We start from the raw sequence: 23878 nt of genomic DNA on the forward strand, positions 1-23878 counted from the left end.
TAAAATATATTTACGTAAGTTCCTGAAGAAGAAAAGTTATCGTGAATCATTTGTGAAGAAAGTGTGAAATACATAAATAAAAAGGTATTACGTTATTACGTAACACCTTTAAAAAAATATCCCTCTTCTATTTCTCTTCCGGATAATCACAATACTCTATGATTGTTCCCTCTGTATCCGCTGGGTTAAGATAGATTAATCTTCTGCCGTGTTTATTAATTCGAAGTGTATGCTTTAACGTTCGAATACCTTGTTCTTTCAATTCCTCTAAAGCCACATCTAAATCATCTACTCGATACGCAACGTGATGAACACCTTTACCTTTTTGTTTAATAAAACGGGCAATTGGAGATGTCGTATTATTCGTCGGTGCAAGTAATTCAATTCTATCTCCATCCACTTCAAGAATGGCTACTTCGCTTTCCACACCAGGAGCTTCACTTACGTAACGATCTATTAAAGTTCCTAGTAACACATTTTCATAAAAACGTATCGTACTATCTATATCACGAACTGCGATTCCGATATGATCAATTGTTTTTTTCATTTTATTTCCCCTACTACTTTATTTTTTCTCATTATTAATAGTAACAAAAAAAGCTATAGAAACAAGTCTATAACTTTTTTTATTTAACCTATTTTCTTATCTGCTCTAGTTGCTGGTTGAACTTGGTTTTTCACTTTTAAAATGCTAATGCCATATCCGATAAATCCACCGATAATCGCTGGGAAGATCCAGCCTAGTCCTACTTCCTGCATCGGAAGGAATTTAGTGAACACTTGGCTTACTACTTCAATGTTAACTCCAGCTGCACTTAATCCATCGAATAAGCTGATGATAAATGTTACGATCAAGCTTACTTGATAAACTTCCGCTCTTCCTTTAAATAATGAATGGAAGAATGTTAAGAAAATCAATACGATTGCTAGTGGATAAATTGCTGTTAATACTGGAACAGAAACTGCGATTAATTGTGTTAATCCTACGTTTGCAACAATGGCACTAAATACACAGAGCGTGATTGCAATTGCTTTGTAAGGAACATTTGGGAATAACTTATGGAAGAATGAAGAACATGCTGATACAAGTCCCACACTAGTTGTTAAACACGCTACTGTAATCATTAATCCTAATAATACTCCGCCGTATGATCCAAAATAGTAGTTAGAAACTTTCGCTAATACTTCTCCACCGTTCTCTAAATGTCCAAGCTTTGCAACACTTGAAGCACCCATATAAGAAAGAGCTGTATAGATAATTGCTAAAATAGATGCTGCAATTATGGTCGCTTTTGCACAAACGACCATAATTTGTGTTTTCGTTTTTGCACCTTTTTCTTTAATTGCATTAATGATAATAATCCCGAATACGAATGATGCGAGCGTATCCATCGTTAAGTATCCTTCTTGGAATCCTTTAAAGAATGCATGTGATGTATAAGCTTCCACTGGTGCTTGCATATCTCCAATCGGATGTATAAAAGCAACGATTACTAAAATACCGATGAAAGTCAACTTAATTGGCGTTAAAATTTTTCCAACAATATCGACAATTTTCGCGGGATTTAGCGAAAAAAAACAAGTGATGCTAAAGAATATAATTGTGAAAAGAATTAAAGGTGTAGAACCTACTCCCTCTGGCATAAACGGCTTAAGACCAATTTCATAAGATACATTTCCTGTTCTCGGTATTGCAAATAACGGACCGATCGCTAAGTATAAAACTGTTGTAAACACAATCCCGAACACTGGGTGAGCGCGACTTGCTAATGACTGCAAATCATCTTTACCTGAAAAACCAAATGCTAGTACACCTAGTAATGGTAGTCCAACACCAGTTACTAAAAATCCAGCGTTAGCAATCCATACATTCTCTCCTGCTGATTGACCAAGCATCGCTGGGAAAATTAAATTTCCCGCTCCAAAAAATAGTGCAAATAACATTAATCCAATAACTACTATGAACGAAAACGGTACTTTATTCGCCATAATATAACCCCCATTCAAATTTCCTTATCTCATTTTCCAATTTTAACTAATTGAATTTTCTGAATATTTAATTTAAGTATCAACTATTCTTGAACTCATTATAGTTTGCTATATAATATTTTGCAATACTATTTTCGAACTTTTCTTTTATTTTATAAATATACATTTTTTAACATGAAAAATAGACTAAAAAACCAACATGGTCATCCATGTTGGTTTTTCCATTTACTATCATGAATTAAAATTTCGCTGCTACTTTTTTAACGTTTTCTAGACCTTCTTCAACAATTTGTTGTGAACGATCTGGATATTGATTGTGCCCTTCAATTACAACTGTCTCTGGATTTGTAATTCCCCAGAATCCAAGTACAGTTGTTACGTAATTAACTGCCATTTCCATAGGAGCCATTTGTTCTGAAGAGTAATCTGAACCACGAGCACCTAACACAACTACTTTTTTACCACCAACTAAACCTTCTGGGCCATTTGCTGTATATTTAAACGTTTTTCCAGCTTGAGATAAGTATGAAATATATGTGATTAATGGTGCTGGTACTGTAAAGTTCCATAATGGGAATGCAAATACAACCTTATCAGCTTCTAAAAACTGATTTAAATATTGATCTACTGTAGCAACTGCCTTCTCTTCTTCAGCTGTTAACTCCATGCCTTGGCTACGTTTATATCCACCTGAAATCGCGATATTTCCGTAATAAGGAAGATCTAATGCAAATAAATCTAATTCCGTAATTTCTGTATTTGGATTTGCTTCTTTATAAGTACTTACAAATGTTTCATACATTTTTGAACTAACTGCTTGCTCCGCTGGACGATCGTTTGCTTTTACAAATAATACTTTTGACATTTTTTTATTCCCCTCTACATTCTTATTTTCTTCTTTTTTACCAAATAACGAGCTAAATAATCCCATTTTCTTCACCTAAACTTTCTTATCATATTCATTATTCATCATCATAAAAATTCTTATTCTAATAAAAAGTTCCAATTGATACCTTAAGTAAAGCCAATCAAAACTTTTTGTTATTTAATTACCTTATGTAAGTGATTGTAATATAGCAACTTACTTTAGTCAAGTAACTTTTAATAAAAAACAAAATCTCAATTTAAAAATATTAACTAAAATACAATTGAACACCAAATACATCTTTATTACTTGTATAATAAAATTAGAGAGGAAAATTCATATATAGAAAGGATTTATTCATGAGCACTATAGAAAAGATTCAAACTTTTATTATTCTTTTTGCTGTTACATGCGGCATCGTACTCGGACAATTTAATATGATACATACGTATTCAGACAAGTTTATTGTTCCCTTCTTATTTTTTATGCTATATGGATTATTCCTCAGCATCCCATTAAAAGAAATAAAAAACGGATTTCGCAATTTAAAATTTGCTGGAACAAGTCTTACTATTAACTTCTTATGGACACCTTTACTCGCTTGGGGGTTAGGGGCACTATTTCTTTCAGATCATCCAGCACTTTGGGTTGGATTTATAATGTTAATGGTTACTCCATGCACAGATTGGTACTTAATCTTTACTGAAATAGCGAAAGGAAATGTAGCACTTTCTACTGCAATTTTACCTGTAAATTTAATTTTGCAAGTTCTACTCCTTCCAATTTATTTATTTTTATTTGCTGGTGTCATGAAAACTGTAGCGGTTTTTGTTTTAGTAGAAAGTATTGTTATCGTAATCGTCTTACCATTTATACTTGCACACGCTACAAAATTCATTATGAATAAAATGAAAAAAGCTGAAACTCTCGAGAATAAACTCATTCCGTTTTTCAGCTCTGCTCAAATTGTATTTTTAAGTTTAGCAATAGTAGCGATGTTTGCATCACAAGGTAAATATTTACTGCAAAATATGAATGTCGTTTTATTATTACTCGTTCCTGTTCTATTGTTCTTCATCATTAATTTTTTACTAGGACAATTTATCGGGCGCATGATGCATTTATCTTACAAAGATACAGTAAGTCTAAGCTTAACAACGTTAGCAAGAAACTCACCTGTTGCACTCGCTATCGCTGTGACCGCTTTTCCAGATGAGCCTCTTATCGCACTTGCACTCGTTATTGGACCATTGATTGAGTTACCAGTACTAGCTTGTGTGTCACAAGTTTTGTTGCTTATTAAGAAAAAACGGCAATACGCATAATAAAAAACGTCCCATTTTGGGACGTTTTTTATTATGGAAAGATTACATACAACACTTATTTCTTATTTATCATTACAAATGAAATTACCGAAACTACAAACGTAATAATACCAATTATAATAAAGTGAAACTTTAATCATTGGGGGTTTTGTTCATCCCCCAATGATTATTAGCCCTCACCACTCCCGCATTAACAGATCCTTTCTAATTAAAAATGATAGGAAACGTAAATATGACGAAAGCTGCCCAAAGTCCGTATATTGGCAAATACTTCGTAACGGCATCTTGGATAGCTTTTGGTCCTGATTTATTTTGCAAGAAACGCATATAGGAAAACATAATCCAAATTAGATTTGCCCAGATCAGTATGTTTACACCTAAAACAGCTAGTCTATTAGGTGTAATCCCGTAAGAAGAAAGTCTAAATACGATGGCTGACAATGCAACAGTATCAATAATAAGTGCCAGAACAATTAAGGCAAAATTTATATAATCTGAAATACTCTTTTTCTCGTCTGAGTCACTCTCAACGATAGAAAATATAGTAACAGCCAATACACCAAGCAGTATTCCGTTGAAGGCCATTAGGAAATTGCGATCCAAGAATGGATTTTTCCCGACCAAAATTACCGTTATAAGATAGATAAGCAAGGTAATCAGGACGAGAGGACTAAAAATTTTAGATATGTATGGTGTAATATTTTTAGCAAGCTTAAGATTCATTGATACTAAGTATGCAGTCACAATAGCGAGAGCCGCTGCTCCAAATAAAACAACATTACTAAAATAGAATTCTCCTATATCTAAGTCAACAAAGCTAAATAAACGCATGGTGAATATTGCTAGTATCATTCCGCTCACTGCCATGCTCCCGTAGAGAAGACAATATTCTAAATTAAATTTAATATAGGCTAATCTTGTACTGCCTTTTGAATATTCATTTCCTGTAAATGCAAGCCCTACTAAGACCCATAAAAATATAGGAAGATGTAAATACGCAAGGATGGTACTGTCTTTATAATTTATTGGCAACGTATTAAGATACACCCCGGAAACTAGGAATAACGCTATAAGGGAATAAATAATACTTTTTTTCGGCTTATTATTGTAAACAAAATAAGCAGCAATAAAGGGAATTACACCAAAAGCCAAATTAATTGGAGCAATTGCTTCCTGCTCAACAAAGTGGAAAATGATTCTAGTGCTTATGCCGGCCAGAATAGCTAAAAGGCCCATGAATAAGAAACCTTTTTGAAACAAAGATGTTTTTTCTTTATTTACTTTCTCCTTAAAATGCAACCTTTCATACCAAGCACCTAGAATTTGAGAATCAGGGTTTTGGTCCCATGCTTGTGAGAATGCTTTTTTAAAAGCTTTCGGATCTTTTCTATACATCTTCTCCAACTCATGGGGGTTATCCATATGTTTAACAATCAAATTGTTACTGTTCATAGTTATACCTCCTCTAATTTTAAAAATAAGGTTGTTACCTTTTAACAAAAGCACCTCACTCATTTATTATGATTTTGATTTTAATACAAAATTTATCGTTTTACAATAAAAAATTATTATTTAAAGGATTTTTTTTATCGTTAAATTTTATATAAAAGAAAAAACAAAAGAGCATGACAGTTTTATGTCATGCTCTTTTAACAAATTAATTCTCAAATACAAAATTAATCTTATTATCTTTCCACTCTAATTTCGCATCAAACGTTTTCTCGCCCTTTTTAAAGCCTTTAATTAAATCAGTCTTTTCACCTTTTAAGAGCTTTGTCATATTCTTTTGCGAAATTGTTTTACTTAATATCTTCTTTGAAATGGTGAAATCACATTGCGTTGTATTATAGTTAGAACAACCGTAAAACGTTGACTTATCAATTACATCGCCATCACATTTTTTACAGCTACCAACCTTTTTACCCGTTGTAAATTTCGATCCTTTTCGTTCAATCGATTCAACATGTAGTCCCGTGAAATCCCACTTCTCAGACATTTCCACTGCGTCTTCAATAATTTTAGCTGATAGCTTTTTCGTCTGTTCCATAAATGTAGCTGGTGAAGCTGTACCTTCCCCGATTTCCGCAAGGCGTTGCTCCCATTTTGCAGTCATTTCTGGTGAAGCGAGTATTTTATCACCAATTGCGGTAATTAATACTTTTCCTTTATCGGTCGCATACACTTGGTTTTTCTGCACATCTATATATTTACGGTCTTTCAGCATCGTAATAATACCTGCACGAGTTGCCTCAGTACCTAAACCTTCTGTTTTCTTTAATACTTTCTCAAGCTCTTCATTCTCTAAATACTTACCTGCCGTTTTCATTAACGTAATAAGTTGTCCTTCTGTATAACGCTTCGGCGGCTGTGTTTTTCCTTCTTTCACTTTCACCTTTACAACTTTTCCTTCTTCGCCTTCAGCAACAATTGGAAGAATTGTTTCGTCATCTTTATCATCTTGGAAAATAACTTTACGCCAACCTTCTTGAATTTGCTGTTTTCCTTTCGAAATGAACGCAGCACGTTCGTCTACAAGAGTTGTAATCGTTGTATAGTCAAAAATCGCTACTTCATAATGCACCGCGATTAGTCTTCTTACGATCATATCGTAAATTTTCTTTTCATCACCTGATAGTTTGCTTGGATTTGTAACTTGCTCTGTCGGAATAATCGCGTAGTGATCTGTTACTTTCTTTTCATTTACATAACGCTTATTGTTCATAATGGATTCAACCGGAGCCGGTAATAAACCTTTATATTCATCAAACTGACTTAACTTCTGTAAAATATCAGGGAAAGTCGCTGCTTCTCCTTGAGTAACATAGTTAGAATCTGAACGTGGATAAGAAACAATCCCTTTTTGATAGAGTGCTTGCGTTATATCAAGCGTCTTTTTCGGTGAAAACTTAAAGGCTTTATTTGCCGTTGCTTGCAGTGATGATAAGTTGAATAAAAGCGGCGGCTGAAACTCTTTACGCTCCGTTTTCATTTCCTTCACAACAGCCGGTTTCCCTTGGCAAAATGCCGCAATTTTATTCGCCATATCAGGGTCTTTTAAGCGGGATTCATTATCCTTCTCCCATTTCCCGTCATATTTCTTTCCTTCTATATTAAAGGTTGCAAACACTTCCCAGAAAGGCTCTGACTTAAAGTTTTCAATTTCTTTCTCACGCTTTACAATCAATGCTAACGTTGGTGTTTGGACACGACCAGCAGAAAATACATCATTCATTCCTTTTTTCTTTAACAAAATACTAAACACACGTGATGCATTCATGCCAACAACCCAGTCAGCACAAGATCTTGTGTATGCTTCGTAATACGTATTAATTGTATCTGATTCATCAAGTAAATTTTTAAACCCTTGATAAATAGCTTGCTTCGTTAAAGACGAAATCCATAGACGCTTCATAGGCTTTTGCACGTTACAAAGATTAATAATATTTCGTACGATTAGTTCCCCTTCACGCCCAGCATCGCCTGCGTGAATAATTTCTGTTACCTGTGGATTATGTAACAGCTGTTTCACAACGTTAAATTGCTTATACTTTGACTTTGTTACTTCAAATTGAAAACGCTCTGGAATCATCGGTAATGTATTAAGTGACCATTTTTTCCACTCTGCGTGATAATGCTCTGGATTACATAACTGCGTCAAATGACCAATTGCCCATGTACAGTACGCTCCATTTGGAAATAACTCATTTGCTTCTACTTCTAAATATCCATCTTTCCGGCGATATTTAAACTGTGAAACAAGAGCCAACCCTTGATCTGGTTTCTCGGCAATAATTAATTTCATTTTATAACTCCCTATCTGTATTCCAGTGTTACTTTCATTGTCTATATGTTTAGAAGCGATGATAAAACAACAATCTTATTTATCATTCGCGGTTTGTCTCGCAAATGTGAGACCTATAATATTATACGCTTATTCTTTATGGCTTCACAATAGAAACTCATAATATAACAATTTCTTTCACATGCTTACAATTAAAAAAGACGCCCTAAAAAATCAAGCGTTCCTTTGCTTACATCTATGAAATTGTGCAGATAATATGCAGATATAAATTATCATAAGTACACATATGATGAAATGAACGATAGGACAAGGAGGTATCATAATGTTTGCTTATACGTTAACTACCTTAACACTTTGCTGTACCTCAATTCTTATTGCATCCAATATTTCCAAACGTAAGGGTACCCTAATGGAGTATATGGTATTTATTATGTCTTTTAGTATGAGTATCGGTTTAAGTATTGGTTTTTATTTAGGCATTCTCTTTAAGGGGGAATTACTATATTCTACTTTACTTGCTATTTTAATTAGTGGTTTTATCGGTTTTTTAGTGGGTCTACGTTTTCACCTATATACTGCTTTAGAAGGAATGTTCTCTGGATTAATGGCAAGTATGATGGGAGCAATGATTACAGAAATGTTAAATGCTCAACAAGCTCATAGTATATTGTTCATTAGCCTTTTACTTACTATAACGATTACTATGTCCTGTATAATTCAATTGTTATCGGAGAACTTTTCTACTTTTATCCAACAGCGTTTTTTGTTATTACTTTCAATTAGTGTAGTAATTATCGTTGCCGTATTCGCGACATTCCCAGATCATACTCCTGCACCTGCACCTTCACCTGGGCATAATCAACATATACATTAGTACTTGCAACAAAAATGAATAAGCAGCTATCCATAGGATAACTGCTTCCTATTATTCTGGCTTATTAGGAATGTTTTGGTTTGGAACATAGTCAGATTTATAATCTGTATAGTTCACTTCCGTTACCATCCCTGCTGAAGCATGATGTAGGTCGTGACAGTGGAACATCCACTCACCGGGATTGTCTGCTACAAAGGCTACTTCATATTCTTCTCCTGGTTTTAAGTTCAATGTATCTTTTACAATTGGAGAACCTTTTATCGGTTTTCCATCTTTACTCAACACCTGAAAGAAGTGCCCGTGTAAATGCATTGGGTGATCATCCATTTTAGAACGATTTACCAACTTCACTTTTACTAAATCACCCTTTTTTACTTGAATTGGGTCAATATCCGGAAATACCTTTCCGTTAATTGTATATACCATTTCATTTCCATTCATTTGCGTATTTAAGTCCATATTATATGTGGCAGTATACTCTTGATTTAACGTGAAACTACCTAATTTTTTAGTACCATATTTCATTATATCTACTTTCGGTAATTTTTCTTTTTCGTCTGCTTTATCTTTCATCTCTTTGCTGCCATCATATTCAATAACAGCTTTCATTCCTTTTGCACCTTTATTTTTCGAATGGTCTTCAACATACCATTTCCCAGTTTTATTAGCAGTAAATTCAATATCATAACGTTCGCCCGGTGCGATTGAAATTACTTTATCCTTTATAACTTTTGGATCGTTTATTGGTTGACCATCTGTCGCAATTACTTTTATATCATGACCGTGAACATGTATATCATGTGATAGATAACCAGCATTAACGAGTCGAAAACGAACTTTATCTCCCTTATTCACTTTCAATGGCACTACTAAATCACCGCTTTTTCCATTGATTGTGAATAAATCATACATACTCATATCATGACCTTCCATCTTCATATTTCCATGGTCCATTCCTTCCATATTACTAGAGTCTTTTTGATCACTGCCCACGTCCATACCAGAATGATCCATGCCGTTCTTATCATCATTCTTTTCCTCATTTTCATTACCTTTAGATTTATTACCTATTTGCCCTTTTGTCATTTCTTTTAACTGCTTATTCATTTCTTCTTTATCTGTAACCCATTCATCCAACATTAATGTGTAATCTTTATCATATTTTTCCTTTGTATCTTCTACAATGAGCGCTCCATACAAACCTCTATCTAATTGATTTACAGAATCTTGATGCGAGTGATACCAGTACGTTCCTGGTACGTTCGCTTCAAATTCGTAAGTGAAACTTTTTCCTGGTTCAACTGCATCTTGTGTCACGCCTGGAATTCCATCCATGTTATTTGGGACAGGATATCCATGCCAATGAATAGATACTGGTGCAGATAATTCATTTTTTAATGTCACTTTCACCTTTTCACCTTTTTTCACCCGAATTTCTGGACCAGGAGATGATCCATTAAATGTCCAGACTGGAACAATAACACCGTTACTTAACTTTTGCTTTTCTTCTTTCGCTATTAAAGTAACTTCTGGTCCTTTTTCAACCTTCAATGGTTTTGTAGCTGTTTCAGTCTGTATTGTTTTTTTATCTTTCATATTTTTATGATCATTTGTTGTATTTGTGGCCAAAGAACATGCAGCAATTAAAAATATTACAGAGACCGTAACAGCTTTTAATACAAATCGCTTCATGGAAAATCCCTCCTTTTTCAAAATCATTATAGAAGTTGATTTTCAAGAAAATAAGGAGATGTAACTAGATTTTACGTAAGCTAATTGGAAGATTACTAAAAGTGGAGACATTACAAGAGGCGAATATTTTAGAAATACAAAATGCTTTCCTTGTAGCGACTATATTAGCCGTTCTCGTATTTGTTTTGACGTTATTTCTTAAGAAACAATAACACTTCTATTATTAAATAAGAAAAATGTAGCTAAAATGCTCTTCACAAAAGAACTTAGATTTTTGTATAATAAGAACTAATGTTCTTCACAGACAATAGACTCAAATTACACAAATATATCAAATAGAAGAGGATTGATATACGATGAAAATTGATAGACCAAAAATTTCACCAGAGTTATCTTCAAAGAATTTTCAAGATATTTTTTATGAAGAAGATCCAACATTGGAAGTGTGTGAAATTATAGACTCCACTTTCGAAAATGAATCTGTAGATAGAGTACGATTATATGATGCGGTGATAAAAAACTGTAAGTTTACTAATACAGACTTTAGCAATATTGATATTACAGATGTTTGTTTTGAAAACTGTGATTTATCAAATGTTAATTTAAGCAATTCTTCTGTTCACAGAGTCGAATTTAAAAACAGTAAATTAATCGGAGTAAATTTCACAGAATCTAGCTTAGGAAATGTTAAATTTGAGAATTCAATTTTGAATTTAGCGGCATTTGGAAATTCCAAACTAGAAAAAATCATCTTCAATGAAACTTCATTAAATATTGCAGATTTTTTTGACTGTAAACTTAAAAAAGTTGAATTCCAATTATGTAGTCTTGATGAAGCTAATTTTGATCAGACATCACTGAAGGGGATAGATATTAGTTCTTCTAGCTTTGATACGCTTACAGTTTCAGTGAACGATTTAAGAGGATGTAAAGTATCAACATATCAAGCTGTTCAGTTTGCAACTTTATTAGGATTAATAATTAAAGATTAGTATTTCGAAGATAAAAGAACCCTATCCCGAATCATGGATTTTTTAATTGTCCGCGATTCGAGATAAAGTTCAAATAAATTAGTGATGACTTTTTATTATTTAACTACAGCTTGGTTTCCTTTTACATGTTCATTATTTATACTCATAAATTCTTCAATTTCTTCAACTTCTCTAATGATATCTTTTGACAAGTTTTCATACCCGTCTTTCGTTACAAGAATATCATCTTCTATTCGAATACCAATTGACTCTTCCTCAATATAAAGACCTGGTTCTATCGTAATAACCATACCTTCTTCTAACACTCTATCTTTATATGTTCCTACATCATGTGTATCTAAACCAAGGAAATGGCTGACACCATGATAATAGTATTTTGATAACTCTTCATCTTCTTGAATTAAACCAATTGCTTTACACTCTTCTGCCAGTACCTTTTTTGTATGCTCATTTAATGCAGCGAACTTTAATCCTGGCTTAATAATCTCTGTTGTTTCTTTTAATGCTTTTAATACAATATTATAAATTTGTTTTTGGCGACTAGAGAATGTTCCATTTGCCGGGAATGTATAACTAATATCAGCGTTATAGTAGTCTTTTTGAGCGCCTAAATCTAGCAATACTAAATCACCATTTTGAATTTGTGCATCATTATCTTCATAATGAAGAACTGTAGCATTTTTCCCACTCGCCAAAATTGTATTGAATGCATGGTGCTTAATGCCAGATGATTTCAGTGTAAAATCAAATTGTGCTTCTAATTCATACTCCATCATGCCTGCTTTTGCATGCTTAAGTACGTTGTAAATACCGTCTTTCGTTATAGCAATCGCTTCTTTAATAATTTCAATTTCTTCTTCTGTTTTAAATACTCGTAATTCACAAATGTTCGGATATACATTACCAATTGTTACGTGTGGGTATTTTTCTCTTACATGTTTAGCAAATGCTAATGTTTTTGTCTCCATACCATTCCACTCACGACTTTCTATATCTAAATATAGATGCTTCGCATTTTCTGTAAAAAGTATATTTGACATTGTCTTTTCAAAGCTATCTAAATATACAAATTTCTTTATACCTGAAATTCCCTCTGCTTCTTCGCTAGAAACTGTTTTCCCAACCCATTTTTCCATTACTGGATCTGATTTTTCAATGAAAAGTGTCTCTTCTACACTATTCCCAAACTTTTTCAGCATAAAAATAACATTTGGTTCACCGATTCCCGTTAAGTAGTAAAAATTACGATTCGGTACAAATTTATAATGTGCATCGGCTGACATATGAGGTGCTTGTCCAGCAAATAAAATCGTAATGGATTCCTCTGGTAATGTGTTTGCTAATCGTTCTCTATTTTGAGCAAAAAATGTTGATTTCATAATAATCCCCCTAGCGTTTTATGTATAATTGTGAAACTAATTATTCAATACACTTCATTCTATTATTGTTATAATTTTTCGTCAATTTTTAACTAAATTTTAGATAGTATTGACACAGACAACTAAACAAGTTACAATAACTATAAATTAGTAAGTTACTAATTTAAATTTAAATAAGAGGTGAACAAAATGCAAAACATTTTATTCCGTATTAATGAATTATCAAAAAAAGAAAGAACATCTGGATTAACAGTTGATGAAAAACAAGAACAACAAATGTTGCGTCAAAACTATACAGAAACATTTCGTGGAAGCCTAGATTCCATTTTATTAAATACAAAAATTGTTGATCCTAATGGTCTTAACGTTACACCAGTTGCATTACAAGATGCTCAAATACGTTTAAAATTAAGCAAATGAGTTCCGCGCTAAAGAATTTCAATAAAACATAAACAGAGCTGGATTTCCTATATAGAAATTCCAGCTCTGTTTATTGTCTTTTCTAATTTAGTAAACGAGCGATACATCGCAATTCTCCACGACACAATCATCGCAAATGCAAGTAAGAAAAACATTCCGCTTAACTCTGCCAAATCAATTGATTGGCTTAAATATGACTTTAATGCCACGCGTACAGCTAATAAGCCTACTAAAATAAATATGAATGCTTTTGACGGTTTCATAAATATATGTTCGCCTTTTATTTCGAACTTAGTTGTTTTAATAAGAAAAATAGAGAAAATAAGCCCTATACTAATTGCCTCGACTATTTCTAACGATGTTAATCGAAACTCTAGTAAAAAGTACATCATCGCGCCTGTACTCATAAAAATTGGTGGTAATATAATTTTCTTTTTCGTTACCGGCTTTTTCGCTGCTTTAAAACGTAGAAACATTACTCCAACAGTCATACAAAACGCTATGACACTTGATAAAAGTGCTATCATACTCTTCTCACTCCTATCTATTTAAAAGACTTTTTGAGCAAAATCATAAACCAAACGAGCCCGATACTTATAATAACATGACCTAATCCAGCCATATGGCTTAAACCGTAAAAGTCAGTTCCATTTACTTGTAAAAGACCTCTCCATAGCATTGTAGCAATAGTAAAGATTACTCCTACATTATAAACAACAAACCATGCACAAAAGCTCTTTGTTTCTTGTACATGAAACACTTTACATAAAGCGAAAGCAATTAAAAAGAATACAAAACCGAGCACTAATACATGTGTATGCACTAATTGCAACATTGTGGATCCTTTAATTCCTTGTGCTTTCGTATACTCTCTTGCAAATACACCTGATAATAAACCAATAATTAAGTAAATAAATGCCGCATTATATAATTTCTTCATTCTATTCCTCCTGTTGCAAACTTTCTATATTCGCTACAATCATTTTACGGAAAGTTTATGAACGGAATATGAATAAAATATTACATCCTATTTTCAAATAAAAAGCCATTTTGTTTATATTGGTTTACCCATTTCAAAATTGCGGTGTCTCTTATACCAATAGCTTTACTAATTTCTCGGTAACTTTCATTTCCGTTCAAATAACGTTGAACGATGTATATTTTTTCATCAGTTGTGAATTTAACCATAGAAAAACTGCACCCCAATTGTTAGACTGTGTCTAACAATTGGGGTGCAGTTCAGTTTTTAATGGTGGGATGCTCTTTTATAATTTATTCATTATTGATTATTTTCCATCCTGTAAGTTTCTAGCTTAATTTAAACCATTGCTTCAGTTTCTATAATTACTAAAATTACCCTTTTCTCATAACCGTCTAATATTCCTAGAATTTCCGGGATTTTTGAGTTCATGCGGTTAAGCCCTCTCAATTATTTTAGAACTTAACTAATCTTAGTTTGTAACTCCATTCCAAACATCGACATCATTATCATCTAAAATGGCTTTGATTTTATCTTTCTCAAAAACTACCAGATATTCATAAGGTAAGGCTAAAACTTGAATAATTGAAGGTCTAATTTTTAGTAGCTGATATGCGTAATATGCTTCTAATTCACCGTCAGTTTCTTCTGTTTCATCGACAGGACCGATATACCAACCAGAATCACCTTTGTCACAATCCCTAGCTCTTTGTAAATAAACCTCATCTAGTTGTAACACATTTTTTGAAGTCACTATTTTATCGCTAAACTTTATTGTTTCACCGTCAATATTTAACTGACGTAAACAATGCACTTGTTCTAATTGCACCCATAAAGCAATTGTTAGATCATCTGTAGTATCCTTAAATGGATTTTTTGTATAATCTGGGGCAATAATATGATACCCATCTTCACGTTTGGATAGAACAAAAATAGACCAACCAACTTGCATAGAAAATCTATCAACTAATTTGTTATCTTCTACTTTAGTTAGCAAATACAATAACTTTTCTATCTGGGGGCCTAAATGTTTTTCTGCTGTAGCTATTATCTTTTTACCACCTATATTTTTAACTATTGTTTTCAATGGATTGTAACCTCTCTTTTATTGATTTTTTCAAAGCTTCTCTAGCCACTGCTTCACGTTCTAACATTTCTAGTCTTATAATTTCCGCCGTATTTAGGGTGCCCCGGCCATGTACTCCAATCTTTTGCATTCTTAGAAGCATTTGTTGGTTTTCCAAGTCCAACAAAGTTTACATCCATATTAAGCACTTCTATTTGTTGTTCTCTCGGTAATAGGTCAAAACCTTCCATGTCCGTTATTTCTTTCATTGAAACAATGTGGTCAGCTTCAAGTTTTTCCACTTCATAACCATATACAGGATCAATTTTGGGTACGTCTGTATTTACGCTTTTTCTTATCCTATTATTGGGTGTTCTCTTCCTTAAATCTTTATATTCCTCTTTTGAAACCGCAAATTGATTTAATAAGTCTTTCGCTTCTTGGTATGCCCCACCAAGTTCATATTTTATAGAACTTCCTCCAACATCAGCATAAGCCAAACGGTTTCCAGTGTTCAACTTAAAATCAGTTAATACATTTCTATATGCAGCAGAATTAGTCATAAACGACTTTCCTTTTGCTAGGTTGCCAGCGATTGCTAACTTCCCTGCTTGTCCTGCTTTACTAAGACCTTTATCACCAATAAAACCTGTTAATAATGATGCTACACCATAGGCAGCATAGTGCTCTCTACTTTCCATATCTCCGTTCCAGAAATCATTAATGAATGAATCTGATAAAGTATTCCATGCAGCAGGAAGTGTTTCTTTATAATTAATAATTGCATCTCGCATGTTTAACCACGTTTCTTTATCGCCTAAAGCTACGAATCCTTCCCATGCATCTACAGCACCATCTACAAAACCTGTAGAAATACCAGTCCATGCATCACTTAGATCCTTTTTCTCTCTTTCCCAAGCCTTCTCGAAGTCAGATTTAGGCGAAATTTTACCGCACATTGCACCTTCTTCAATTGAATTATCAGCCTGACGATTCCTATCTTCTGTAATCGCCTGGATAGAAGTCGTCCACTCCATATTCAATACTTGTGTACTAAATGTACCACTTGCAGGACTAAAACCTTTTCCACTTTGTACTTCTGCAAGACCTGTAGCAATACTATTAGCTAATTGAATTGCTGTAGCATAGTTATTGCTAGACGTTTGATTAAATTCATGTAGATGGTCTAACTTTTCTTGAAGTTTTTTCCTCATGACAGTAAAAAGATTTGCCATAGCGTCTATACCTGGTATTGGCATAGTTTGAGTGATGGCTTCCATACTTGCTTTCATTCGGTCAATCTCTCGAATTTGTTCTAATATTTCTTGTTCAATTACATCTGCCTGAGCTACTTGTGATTGAAATTGACTTGGAAATGCATCGTTCTGACGGATTAATTCTTCACATAAGTATATGATTCCTTGTGCTAAAGGGCGAAAGGTTTCTGCGAAAAATGCTTTTGCACTATCGTAAGTTTGCCCTTATAGAACGGTATCACTTGTAAAAGCATCAATCGATTGAATGGCTTGTTCCATACCTTGAATGGTAGCTGTACATACAGCATTCATGCTTTGAGTTTGGCTTTGTACTTCTCCCAAATACATATTTAAACTCATGCATTGACCTCCCTTGCTAATTGTTGTTGCTGGTAGGATAGGTCGTTTTCTGAATCACTAAGGTCTCGTCTTTCTTTAAGTAATGTTTCTTTTTGATTTTCTAATTCAAATGTAAGTTTTCGCTCAATGTGTTGTGCTTCTTGACGGATATTTATAAAGAAATGAGATAACTCTTTATCGTTGTGCCAAGTTTCTAAAATACGGTTAAATAAGCGGTTGCTTCGATTTTTCAATTCGTGAAAATCAGCTTCCGCTTGTTCCTGAGTTCGAAGCGCGGATTGATTTCGGTCCTGTTCTTCAAATACACTTCGTAATTTTTGATTTAACTGTTTAATTTGTTTTTTGATATCTCGATCCATTTTTTTCCTCCTAAAGTTTTATCTTTACGAAGGTGGTCATATTAGCGGAAAGCATTGTGAAGCTCGTGATCCATTCTCTCAAACTCTTTGGCTACCGAATGAATATTATCGACCGCTTGTTGAAAGGCGGTGGAAAATTGTTTCGTCAAATCTAAAACTTGTTGGTTCGCTTCTTGTGCTTTTGAATTAACTGAAAGCGTAGTACGTGTCGCCTTTTTTATAGAACGATTTGTTGCGCTTTGGATTGTATCTGAAGCTGCCCTCATTTGCGTTGCGATTTGTGTAGCGCTTTGAAAATTACTTTGAAATTGTCCCATCGTATAAACCCCTTCTATACTTAATAGAGCATGAAAATTATACCATATTAGTATAGATTTTTATATTGATAGAGAACCTTTGTTGGTAGGGCGTTTTTTAGAGTACGAAAGGTAATTCAATTATAAAAATAGCCTATCATCTTTTAATATTAATTGGGAATTTATATTGTACTTACACTACATTAATATTTAATATTTAATATTTATTTTTTAAAATTTCACATGTGGTAAAATAATAAATTGATGAAAAAGAGGACGAAATATCAGTAAATAATTCACCGCAATATAAAGTAAAAAACTGCACCTCCAATTGTTATTCGTGTCTAACAACTGGAGGTGCAGTTCACTTTTCAACTTATTTTAAATCTTCTATTGAGAAAGCACCTGGAAGTAATTGCTCAACAGTCACTTCTTTTTCATCACCTTTTACATTCGTTAATAATACAGGCATTTTCGGATCACAGAATTCAGCAATTACTTGTCTACACGCACCACATGGTGAAATCGGTCCATCAGTTTCTCCTGTAATAACTAAGTAACTAAAATCGCGCTCCCCTTCTGATACCGCTTTAAATATTGCTGTTCTTTCTGCACAGTTACATAAACCATAAGAAGCATTTTCTATATTACAACCAGTATAGATTTTCCCTTCTTTCGTAACTAACGCTGCGCCAACAGGAAATTTAGAATACGGAATATACGCTTTCGATAACATCTTGTTTGCTTCTTCAATATATTTTTTCTTATCCATATTATTTCCCCCTCAAAGTAAATGAAATGATGATTAGTCAGTAATAACTGTATGAACTAATTTAGGAGCCACTGCTGTTTCAGCGATAGAGATGTTCTCATAAATTTTTGCTTTTACATCTTCTACATTTTCACGATTTGCGTAGATTGTTACGAATGGCTCGCCTTCTTTTACTGCATCGCCAACTTTTTTACGTAACATTAATCCTACTGCTAAATCGATTTCATCTTCCTTCGTTGCACGACCTGCACCAAGTAACATAGCTGCAATACCAATCTCATCTGCAACAATGTTAGAAATAACACCTGAAGTTTTTGCAGGTACATCAATTACATACTTCGCTTGTGGCATTTTTTCTGGATTGTCTACAATTGAGCTATCTCCGCCTTGATTGCTTAAGAACTCTTTAAATTTCTCAGTTGCTTTTCCGTTTTTCATCACTTCAATTAGCATTTCACGAGCTTCTTCTAACGTATTTGCTTTTTTCGCAAGTACGACCATTTGGCTACCTAATACAAGTACTAATTCTGTTAAATCTTCTGGACCTTCACCTTTTAACGTGTCAATCGCTTCTTTTACTTCTAGAGCGTTACCAATCGCAAAACCAAGCGGTTGTGACATGTCCGAAATAACAGCCATAGTTTGACGTCCTACATTATTTCCGATACGTACCATTGCATGTGCTAATTCTTTTGCATCTTCTTCTGTTTTCATAAATGCACCAGCACCTGTTTTTACATCAAGTACAATTGCGTCAGCACCAGCTGCAATTTTTTTACTCATAATTGAACTTGCGATTAAAGGAATTGAGTTAACAGTTCCTGTTACGTCGCGTAATGCATAAATCTTTTTATCTGCAGGTGTTAAGTTTCCTGTTTGTCCAATAACAGCTACTTTGTCACGGTTTACAATATCAATGAATTGTTCTTTCGTAATTTCAACGTGGAATCCTTCTACCGCTTCTAATTTATCAATTGTTCCGCCTGTATGTCCTAAACCACGACCAGACATTTTTGCTACTGGTACATCTAAAGCAGCAACTAATGGTCCTAATACTAAAGTTGTTGTATCACCAACACCGCCAGTTGAATGTTTGTCTACTTTAATTCCTTCAATTGCTGATAAGTCGATCGTTTCTCCAGACTCAACCATCGCCATCGTTAAATCTGCACGTTCGCGATCTGTCATATCTTTAAAGAAGATTGCCATTGCAAGCGCACTCACTTGATAATCAGGAATACTTCCGTCTGTATATCCATTAATAAAGAATTTGATTTCTTCAGTCGTTAGTTCTTTGCCGTCACGTTTTTTTGCGATAATATCTACCATTCTCATTACAATCACCATTCCTTTTTATATTATATGAATCTATTAAAATAATAAGCCAACGATTGTTGCTGATAAGAAACTTACTAACGTTGCACCGAATAGTAATTTCAAACCAAATCTTGCGACTACATTCCCTTGCTTTTCATTTAAGCTCTTAACTGCACCTGCAATAATTCCAATTGAAGAGAAGTTTGCAAATGAAACTAAGAATACAGATATAATTGCTGTCGTTCTATCTGAGAAATTAAAGTTTCCTTGTGCTAAATCTGTCATTGCGACAAATTCATTTGATACTAATTTTGTTGCCATAATATTTCCGGCATTAACTGCTTCATGCCAAGGTACACCCATAATAAATGCAAATGGTGCAAATGCATAACCAAGAATTTCTTGGAATGAAATACCGATTACACCTTTAAATACTGCATTAATGAATGCGATAAGAGCAACGAAACCGACTAACATAGCTGCTACTGTAATCGCAACTTTAAATCCATCAATAATGTATTCCCCTAATACTTCAAAGAAGGTCTTTTTCTCTTCTTCTTGTACTTCTAACATATCTTCTTCCTCAGTAACTTCATACGGGTTAATGATAGAAGCGATGATGAAGCCACCGAATAAGTTAAGCACTAAAGCGGTTACAACATATTGTGGTTTTAATAACACCATATATGATCCAACGATAGACATAGAAACTGTAGACATTGCCGATGCACATAATGTATACATTCTTTTCTCTGGCAATAACCCTAGTTGTTTCTTAACTGATATAAATACTTCAGATTGTCCTAAAATCGCAGAAGCAACAGCATTATATGATTCTAGTTTCCCCATTCCATTTACTTTACTTAATGCTAGACCGATAGATTTCACAATAATAGGTAATACTTTAATATGTTGCAAAATACCGATTAAGGCTGATATAAATACGATTGGCATTAATACACTTAAAAAGAACGAAAACTCTTTTTGATTTACTAATCCACCAAATACGAAATTCACACCGTCAGCGGCATATTTTAATAACTCTCCAAAACCATCTGCTATTCCGCTAATTAATATATTCCCTATACTTGTATTTAATAATAGAAACCCCAAAATGAATTGTAATATAACCATCGTTATGATTGGACGATATTTGACTTTCTTTCTATCATTACTAGCAAGCCAAGCGATACCTAAAATCAATACGAGGCCAAAAACACCGATTAAGTATTTCATAAGCCGTTTCCTCCCATTCGTATCCGCTTACATTTTTTTAATTGTTAAAGCAATAGATATACTTTAAACGTATATCTATTGCTTTAACCTTTTATCGATTAGTAGTTATCTGTAGCACCTTTTGCATCATTTAATACGATTGCAACACTAGCACTTGCTCCAACGCGAGAAGCTCCAGCAGCTACCATTTTATCTGCATCTTCACGTGTACGAACACCGCCAGATGCTTTTACACCAACGTTTGGTCCTACTGTTTTACGCATTAATGCGATATCTTCAGCAGTTGCTCCGCCAGTTGAGAATCCAGTTGAAGTTTTTACGAAGTCAGCACCAGCTTTTACTGATAATTCACAAGCGCGTACTTTTTCTTCATCTGTTAATAGACAAGTTTCAATGATTACTTTTACAAGAGCTTTTCCTTTTGCTGCTTGTACTACTTCATAAATATCTTTTTCAACAAGTTCGTTGTCGCCATCTTTTAAAGCGCCTACGTTGATTACCATATCAACTTCAGTTGCACCTTTTGCGATAGCATCTTTTGTTTCAAATGCTTTTGTTTCAGTAGTGCTTGCTCCTAATGGGAAACCGATTACAGTACAAACGTCTACATCATGTCCAGCTAGTTCATCAGCCGCTAATTTTACCCATGTTGGGTTAATACAAACAGAAGCGAATTTATATTCCTTTGCTTCTTCGATTACTTTCATAACATCTTCTTTAGTAGTATTAGCTTTTAAAATTGTATGGTCAATTAACTTTGCAATGTTCATTATCTTCACTCCTCATATCTTTTAACAACTTCATTCTAACTCTTAGTTGAACAAATGTAAATACACTTTTGAAATTTTGTTCATTCTTTTTTAAAAGGAATTTTCTTGTAGTAAATAAAGCGCATTCTAACTAAGAAACAATTCCTATTTAAAATCAAAACTTTTATATTAACAATGGTAGTATGTATCTCCATATCCATAATTATTTTTAAAAAGGCAATTTGTGTTCAAAAAAACACCTATCATTCATACATAACAAAATAAAAGGCGTTCTCAAAATTAACATTTTGAGAACGCCTTTTATTTCTAATCTTTTTGATAATGTAACAATTCTTTTGCTGTATGCTGATCGATAATTAATACATTTGCATACCCGCCACGTAACGCACCATCAATTGCTTTTATTTTTCTATTACCACCTGCAACTAAAATAGAGCGTTTCTTTAATTTCAGTTCCTCTAACTCAATTCCAATGGTCCGCTTATTAATTTCTTCACTACTAATATTTCCGTCTCCATCAAAGAAACGTGAACAAATGTCACCGACCGATTGTTTTTTGAGTAAACTTGTTTCCTCCTTATCGAAATAACCTAATCGGAATAATAGCGCTTCATCTCGCACTGTTCCTACAGTAAAAATTGCAATATTCGCTTGCTTCCCCATTTCGATAATGTGATGAATATGTCGATCCTGCTCTACTAATTCTTTTGTCACTGCATTATCAAATATAACTGGAAGAGGTAGATTTCTTGGCGTCGTTTGAAAAGCATCTGCAAATAAAGCTATCGTTTCATTCGCATATGTATTTACACTTGAATGACTAATACCACCTTTTAGCTGGACAACCTCTACCCCTTTTACATGTTGCGGTACGATTTTTCTAGCGATTTCATACATAGTCATTCCCCAGCTTACACCAACAATATCACCATTTTTAACTGTCTTTTCCATATACTCAGCAGCATATTTACTTATATACTCTGTAATCGTTGCATATTCCGGTACTGGAGAAAATACAACATGTGCCTCTAACAAGTTGTATTTTTCTTTCAGTAAATTCCCAACGTTATCTAAATCCGCAAATGGATCGGCGATGCTAATTTGAACAAACCCTTTTTCTTTCGCGTACTTTAACAATCTAGAAATCGTCGGTCTTGAAATATTTAATTTGTTAGCAATTTCTTGCTGACTATAATCTGATTGATAATATAATCTTGCAACTTCAACGCTTAATTGTTGTTTATCTTTTTCCATAGTAACTCATTACAAATCCCTTCCTGTATTTCCCTTTCGTTACAAGCATTATACAGCTTTATGCAAAAAAATTCGACTACCGAATTTTATCTAACTGAACTTATATTCCACTTATTATATACAATGAAACCGTTCAATAAGAAACATAAACCATCGTCTAAAAACTATTCAAATACCCCTTATAAACAGAAGATACTGGTTATAAGGGGTATGTATTCAATTTAATTTTATAAAAATTGGATGAAAACAATGCAAGTTCCCACTTATTTAGAATAAGTGAAAAGATGATGTTTTATTTGTTCAATAAAATAATGATGGTGTATATTATCGTTAGATACTCGACTTGCCATAATAGCCCCCTCCATTGAAGATGCAAGAAAGGAAGCAAGTGATATAACCTCTATATCTTCTTTAAGTTCTTGTTTCTCTATTCCTTCTTTTATGAGAGAAGCCATTAACATTACTGTATCATCATAACCTTTTGCTGCTGCTTTTTGTAATTCTGGAAATACTCCAGTACTTTCAATTGCGCTATTAAGTAATGGACAGCCTCCAGCAATAGGAGGATTATTAGCTGCATCTTGATATACAAGGAAAATTGCAAGGATTTTATCGATTGCTGTCTTTTTATTTTCCATTGCTTTATGAAAATGACTCCACATAATCTCACCACTTTTGTCGTAGGCAGCAAGGACAATTTCTTCTTTACTTTTGAATCTACGATAAATAGATCCTTTAGGTAGTTCAGTAGCTGTCATTATATCCTGGATGGATGTGCGAGTTATCCCATTAGTATTAAATAAATATAAAGATGTTTCAATAATTTTTTCTTTAACCTTATCAACTTTAGTCATGCTTTGTAATCCTCCTAATAA

The 23878-nt window shown here is 33.6% G+C and carries 22 protein-coding genes and 2 pseudogenes; 4 read left to right on the plus strand and 20 right to left on the minus strand.

The genetic code is table 11. The annotated features are described in order from the left end of the window. Positions 1-127: 127 nt before the first annotated feature. From N2V92_RS25585 to N2V92_RS25595, 3 genes are all read right to left on the minus strand, one after another. Positions 128-547, minus strand: coding sequence for a VOC family protein (locus N2V92_RS25585; protein ID WP_000750851.1), 420 nt, complete (start codon positions 545-547; stop codon positions 128-130). A gap of 83 nt (positions 548-630) precedes the next feature. Next, entirely contained in the window at positions 631-1989 is a 1359-nt protein-coding gene (gene brnQ, locus N2V92_RS25590; protein ID WP_001284783.1) for a branched-chain amino acid transport system II carrier protein, read from the minus strand. Positions 1990-2227: 238 nt separating this feature from the next. Continuing rightward, complete coding sequence (locus tag N2V92_RS25595; protein ID WP_000522502.1) at positions 2228-2920, minus strand: FMN-dependent NADH-azoreductase; 693 nt, start codon at positions 2918-2920, stop codon at positions 2228-2230. Positions 2921-3213: 293 nt separating this feature from the next. On the opposite strand from N2V92_RS25595, the gene N2V92_RS25600 reads away from it, so the two are divergent. Continuing rightward, positions 3214-4179: an arsenic resistance protein gene (locus N2V92_RS25600; protein ID WP_000103812.1), complete on the plus strand. Its 966-nt coding sequence runs from the start codon at positions 3214-3216 to the stop codon at positions 4177-4179. A gap of 204 nt (positions 4180-4383) precedes the next feature. Here N2V92_RS25600 and N2V92_RS25605 read toward each other — a convergent pair whose 3' ends face one another. Together N2V92_RS25605 and topB are read right to left on the minus strand one after the other, a co-directional pair. Next, entirely contained in the window at positions 4384-5631 is a 1248-nt protein-coding gene (locus N2V92_RS25605) for a DUF4153 domain-containing protein (protein ID WP_001087655.1), read from the minus strand. Between the two features lie 205 nt (positions 5632-5836). Continuing rightward, positions 5837-7981, minus strand: a complete 2145-nt coding sequence (topB, locus tag N2V92_RS25610) for a DNA topoisomerase III (RefSeq protein WP_016077855.1) — start codon at positions 7979-7981, stop codon at positions 5837-5839. A 322-nt stretch (positions 7982-8303) separates the two neighbouring features. On the opposite strand from topB, the gene N2V92_RS25615 reads away from it, so the two are divergent. Further along, positions 8304-8855: a hypothetical protein gene (locus N2V92_RS25615; RefSeq protein WP_016077856.1), complete on the plus strand. Its 552-nt coding sequence runs from the start codon at positions 8304-8306 to the stop codon at positions 8853-8855. A 51-nt stretch (positions 8856-8906) separates the two neighbouring features. Here the strand turns inward: N2V92_RS25615 and N2V92_RS25620 are convergent, their stop codons facing one another. Beyond that, positions 8907-10547, minus strand: coding sequence for a multicopper oxidase family protein (locus tag N2V92_RS25620; protein WP_000820011.1), 1641 nt, complete (start codon positions 10545-10547; stop codon positions 8907-8909). A 356-nt stretch (positions 10548-10903) separates the two neighbouring features. Here N2V92_RS25620 and N2V92_RS25625 point away from each other — a divergent pair, with 356 nt between their 5' ends. Next, positions 10904-11539 (plus strand): pentapeptide repeat-containing protein, encoded by a 636-nt coding sequence (locus N2V92_RS25625; protein WP_000687269.1) that lies wholly within the window; start codon positions 10904-10906, stop codon positions 11537-11539. 95 nt (positions 11540-11634) lie between these two features. On the opposite strand, the gene N2V92_RS25630 is transcribed toward N2V92_RS25625, so the two are convergent. Then, positions 11635-12918: an aminopeptidase P family protein gene (locus tag N2V92_RS25630; protein ID WP_016077857.1), complete on the minus strand. Its 1284-nt coding sequence runs from the start codon at positions 12916-12918 to the stop codon at positions 11635-11637. Between the two features lie 189 nt (positions 12919-13107). Between N2V92_RS25630 and N2V92_RS25635 the strand changes: the two genes are divergently transcribed. Continuing rightward, positions 13108-13338, plus strand: a complete 231-nt coding sequence (locus N2V92_RS25635) for a DUF896 domain-containing protein (RefSeq protein ID WP_001179616.1) — start codon at positions 13108-13110, stop codon at positions 13336-13338. 47 nt (positions 13339-13385) lie between these two features. On the opposite strand, the gene N2V92_RS25640 is transcribed toward N2V92_RS25635, so the two are convergent. The 13 genes and pseudogenes from N2V92_RS25640 to N2V92_RS25700 all read right to left on the minus strand — a co-directional run bounded on the left by N2V92_RS25640 (position 13386) and on the right by N2V92_RS25700 (position 23857). Beyond that, entirely contained in the window at positions 13386-13865 is a 480-nt protein-coding gene (locus N2V92_RS25640) for a CcdC family protein (protein ID WP_016077858.1), read from the minus strand. A 17-nt stretch (positions 13866-13882) separates the two neighbouring features. Next, positions 13883-14278 carry a DUF2871 domain-containing protein gene (locus N2V92_RS25645; RefSeq protein ID WP_016077859.1) on the minus strand — a complete coding sequence of 132 codons (396 nt, stop codon included), beginning with the start codon at positions 14276-14278 and terminating at the stop codon, positions 13883-13885. A 104-nt stretch (positions 14279-14382) separates the two neighbouring features. After that, positions 14383-14526: pseudogene (locus tag N2V92_RS25650) on the minus strand (transposase); the annotation flags it as partial. Between the two features lie 263 nt (positions 14527-14789). Continuing rightward, the gene (locus tag N2V92_RS25655) at positions 14790-15404 is read right to left on the minus strand and encodes an immunity protein Imm33 domain-containing protein (protein WP_016077860.1); all 615 of its coding nucleotides are present in this window, start codon (positions 15402-15404) and stop codon (positions 14790-14792) included. A gap of 554 nt (positions 15405-15958) precedes the next feature. After that, positions 15959-16999 (minus strand): annotated as a pseudogene (locus N2V92_RS25660) (T7SS effector LXG polymorphic toxin); the annotation flags it as partial. Next, entirely contained in the window at positions 16996-17358 is a 363-nt protein-coding gene (locus tag N2V92_RS25665) for a DUF3958 family protein (RefSeq protein WP_000373354.1), read from the minus strand. The gene N2V92_RS25665 and the pseudogene N2V92_RS25660, both read right to left, overlap by 4 nt. 41 nt (positions 17359-17399) lie before the next feature. Beyond that, the gene (locus tag N2V92_RS25670; RefSeq protein ID WP_016077862.1) at positions 17400-17675 is read right to left on the minus strand and encodes a TIGR04197 family type VII secretion effector; all 276 of its coding nucleotides are present in this window, start codon (positions 17673-17675) and stop codon (positions 17400-17402) included. Positions 17676-18030: 355 nt separating this feature from the next. After that, complete coding sequence (locus N2V92_RS25675) at positions 18031-18426, minus strand: cytidine deaminase (RefSeq protein ID WP_000358532.1); 396 nt, start codon at positions 18424-18426, stop codon at positions 18031-18033. A 33-nt stretch (positions 18427-18459) separates the two neighbouring features. Then, positions 18460-19761 carry a pyrimidine-nucleoside phosphorylase gene (locus N2V92_RS25680; RefSeq protein ID WP_001983022.1) on the minus strand — a complete coding sequence of 434 codons (1302 nt, stop codon included), beginning with the start codon at positions 19759-19761 and terminating at the stop codon, positions 18460-18462. A gap of 36 nt (positions 19762-19797) precedes the next feature. Next, positions 19798-20979, minus strand: a complete 1182-nt coding sequence (locus N2V92_RS25685) for a NupC/NupG family nucleoside CNT transporter (RefSeq protein WP_000876177.1) — start codon at positions 20977-20979, stop codon at positions 19798-19800. Positions 20980-21077: 98 nt separating this feature from the next. Next, on the minus strand, positions 21078-21749 hold the full coding sequence (deoC, locus tag N2V92_RS25690) for a deoxyribose-phosphate aldolase (RefSeq protein ID WP_001017441.1): 672 nt from the start codon (positions 21747-21749) through the stop codon (positions 21078-21080). Positions 21750-22055: 306 nt separating this feature from the next. Next, positions 22056-23003 (minus strand): sugar-binding transcriptional regulator, encoded by a 948-nt coding sequence (locus tag N2V92_RS25695; protein ID WP_000409784.1) that lies wholly within the window; start codon positions 23001-23003, stop codon positions 22056-22058. Between the two features lie 263 nt (positions 23004-23266). After that, a complete protein-coding gene (locus N2V92_RS25700; RefSeq protein ID WP_000169651.1) occupies positions 23267-23857 on the minus strand; it encodes a TetR/AcrR family transcriptional regulator in 591 nt (196 codons plus the stop codon). Positions 23858-23878 lie beyond the last annotated feature (21 nt).

The organism is Bacillus sp. CH_48, from assembly GCF_038008465.1.
In the GTDB taxonomy this organism is placed as follows: Bacteria; Bacillota; Bacilli; order Bacillales; family Bacillaceae_G; genus Bacillus_A; species Bacillus_A thuringiensis_S.

What these genes read in the sequence shown, in the direction of transcription:
- N2V92_RS25700 (WP_000169651.1), bottom strand. Translation starts at nt 23,857, where the DNA reads ATGACTAAAGTTGATAAGGTTAAAGAAAAAATTATTGAAACATCTTTA.
- N2V92_RS25620 (WP_000820011.1), bottom strand. Translation starts at nt 10,547, where the DNA reads ATGAAGCGATTTGTATTAAAAGCTGTTACGGTCTCTGTAATATTTTTA.
- N2V92_RS25685 (WP_000876177.1), bottom strand. Translation starts at nt 20,979, where the DNA reads ATGAAATACTTAATCGGTGTTTTTGGCCTCGTATTGATTTTAGGTATC.
- N2V92_RS25665 (WP_000373354.1), bottom strand. Translation starts at nt 17,358, where the DNA reads ATGGATCGAGATATCAAAAAACAAATTAAACAGTTAAATCAAAAATTA.
- N2V92_RS25600 (WP_000103812.1), top strand. Translation starts at nt 3,214, where the DNA reads ATGAGCACTATAGAAAAGATTCAAACTTTTATTATTCTTTTTGCTGTT.
- N2V92_RS25645 (WP_016077859.1), bottom strand. Translation starts at nt 14,278, where the DNA reads ATGAAGAAATTATATAATGCGGCATTTATTTACTTAATTATTGGTTTA.
- N2V92_RS25595 (WP_000522502.1), bottom strand. Translation starts at nt 2,920, where the DNA reads ATGGGATTATTTAGCTCGTTATTTGGTAAAAAAGAAGAAAATAAGAAT.
- N2V92_RS25605 (WP_001087655.1), bottom strand. Translation starts at nt 5,631, where the DNA reads ATGAACAGTAACAATTTGATTGTTAAACATATGGATAACCCCCATGAG.
- N2V92_RS25640 (WP_016077858.1), bottom strand. Translation starts at nt 13,865, where the DNA reads ATGATAGCACTTTTATCAAGTGTCATAGCGTTTTGTATGACTGTTGGA.
- brnQ (WP_001284783.1), bottom strand. Translation starts at nt 1,989, where the DNA reads ATGGCGAATAAAGTACCGTTTTCGTTCATAGTAGTTATTGGATTAATG.
- N2V92_RS25695 (WP_000409784.1), bottom strand. Translation starts at nt 23,003, where the DNA reads ATGGAAAAAGATAAACAACAATTAAGCGTTGAAGTTGCAAGATTATAT.
- N2V92_RS25635 (WP_001179616.1), top strand. Translation starts at nt 13,108, where the DNA reads ATGCAAAACATTTTATTCCGTATTAATGAATTATCAAAAAAAGAAAGA.
- N2V92_RS25670 (WP_016077862.1), bottom strand. Translation starts at nt 17,675, where the DNA reads ATGGGACAATTTCAAAGTAATTTTCAAAGCGCTACACAAATCGCAACG.
- N2V92_RS25680 (WP_001983022.1), bottom strand. Translation starts at nt 19,761, where the DNA reads ATGAGAATGGTAGATATTATCGCAAAAAAACGTGACGGCAAAGAACTA.
- topB (WP_016077855.1), bottom strand. Translation starts at nt 7,981, where the DNA reads ATGAAATTAATTATTGCCGAGAAACCAGATCAAGGGTTGGCTCTTGTT.
- deoC (WP_001017441.1), bottom strand. Translation starts at nt 21,749, where the DNA reads ATGAACATTGCAAAGTTAATTGACCATACAATTTTAAAAGCTAATACT.
- N2V92_RS25675 (WP_000358532.1), bottom strand. Translation starts at nt 18,426, where the DNA reads ATGGATAAGAAAAAATATATTGAAGAAGCAAACAAGATGTTATCGAAA.
- N2V92_RS25625 (WP_000687269.1), top strand. Translation starts at nt 10,904, where the DNA reads ATGAAAATTGATAGACCAAAAATTTCACCAGAGTTATCTTCAAAGAAT.
- N2V92_RS25615 (WP_016077856.1), top strand. Translation starts at nt 8,304, where the DNA reads ATGTTTGCTTATACGTTAACTACCTTAACACTTTGCTGTACCTCAATT.
- N2V92_RS25630 (WP_016077857.1), bottom strand. Translation starts at nt 12,918, where the DNA reads ATGAAATCAACATTTTTTGCTCAAAATAGAGAACGATTAGCAAACACA.
- N2V92_RS25585 (WP_000750851.1), bottom strand. Translation starts at nt 547, where the DNA reads ATGAAAAAAACAATTGATCATATCGGAATCGCAGTTCGTGATATAGAT.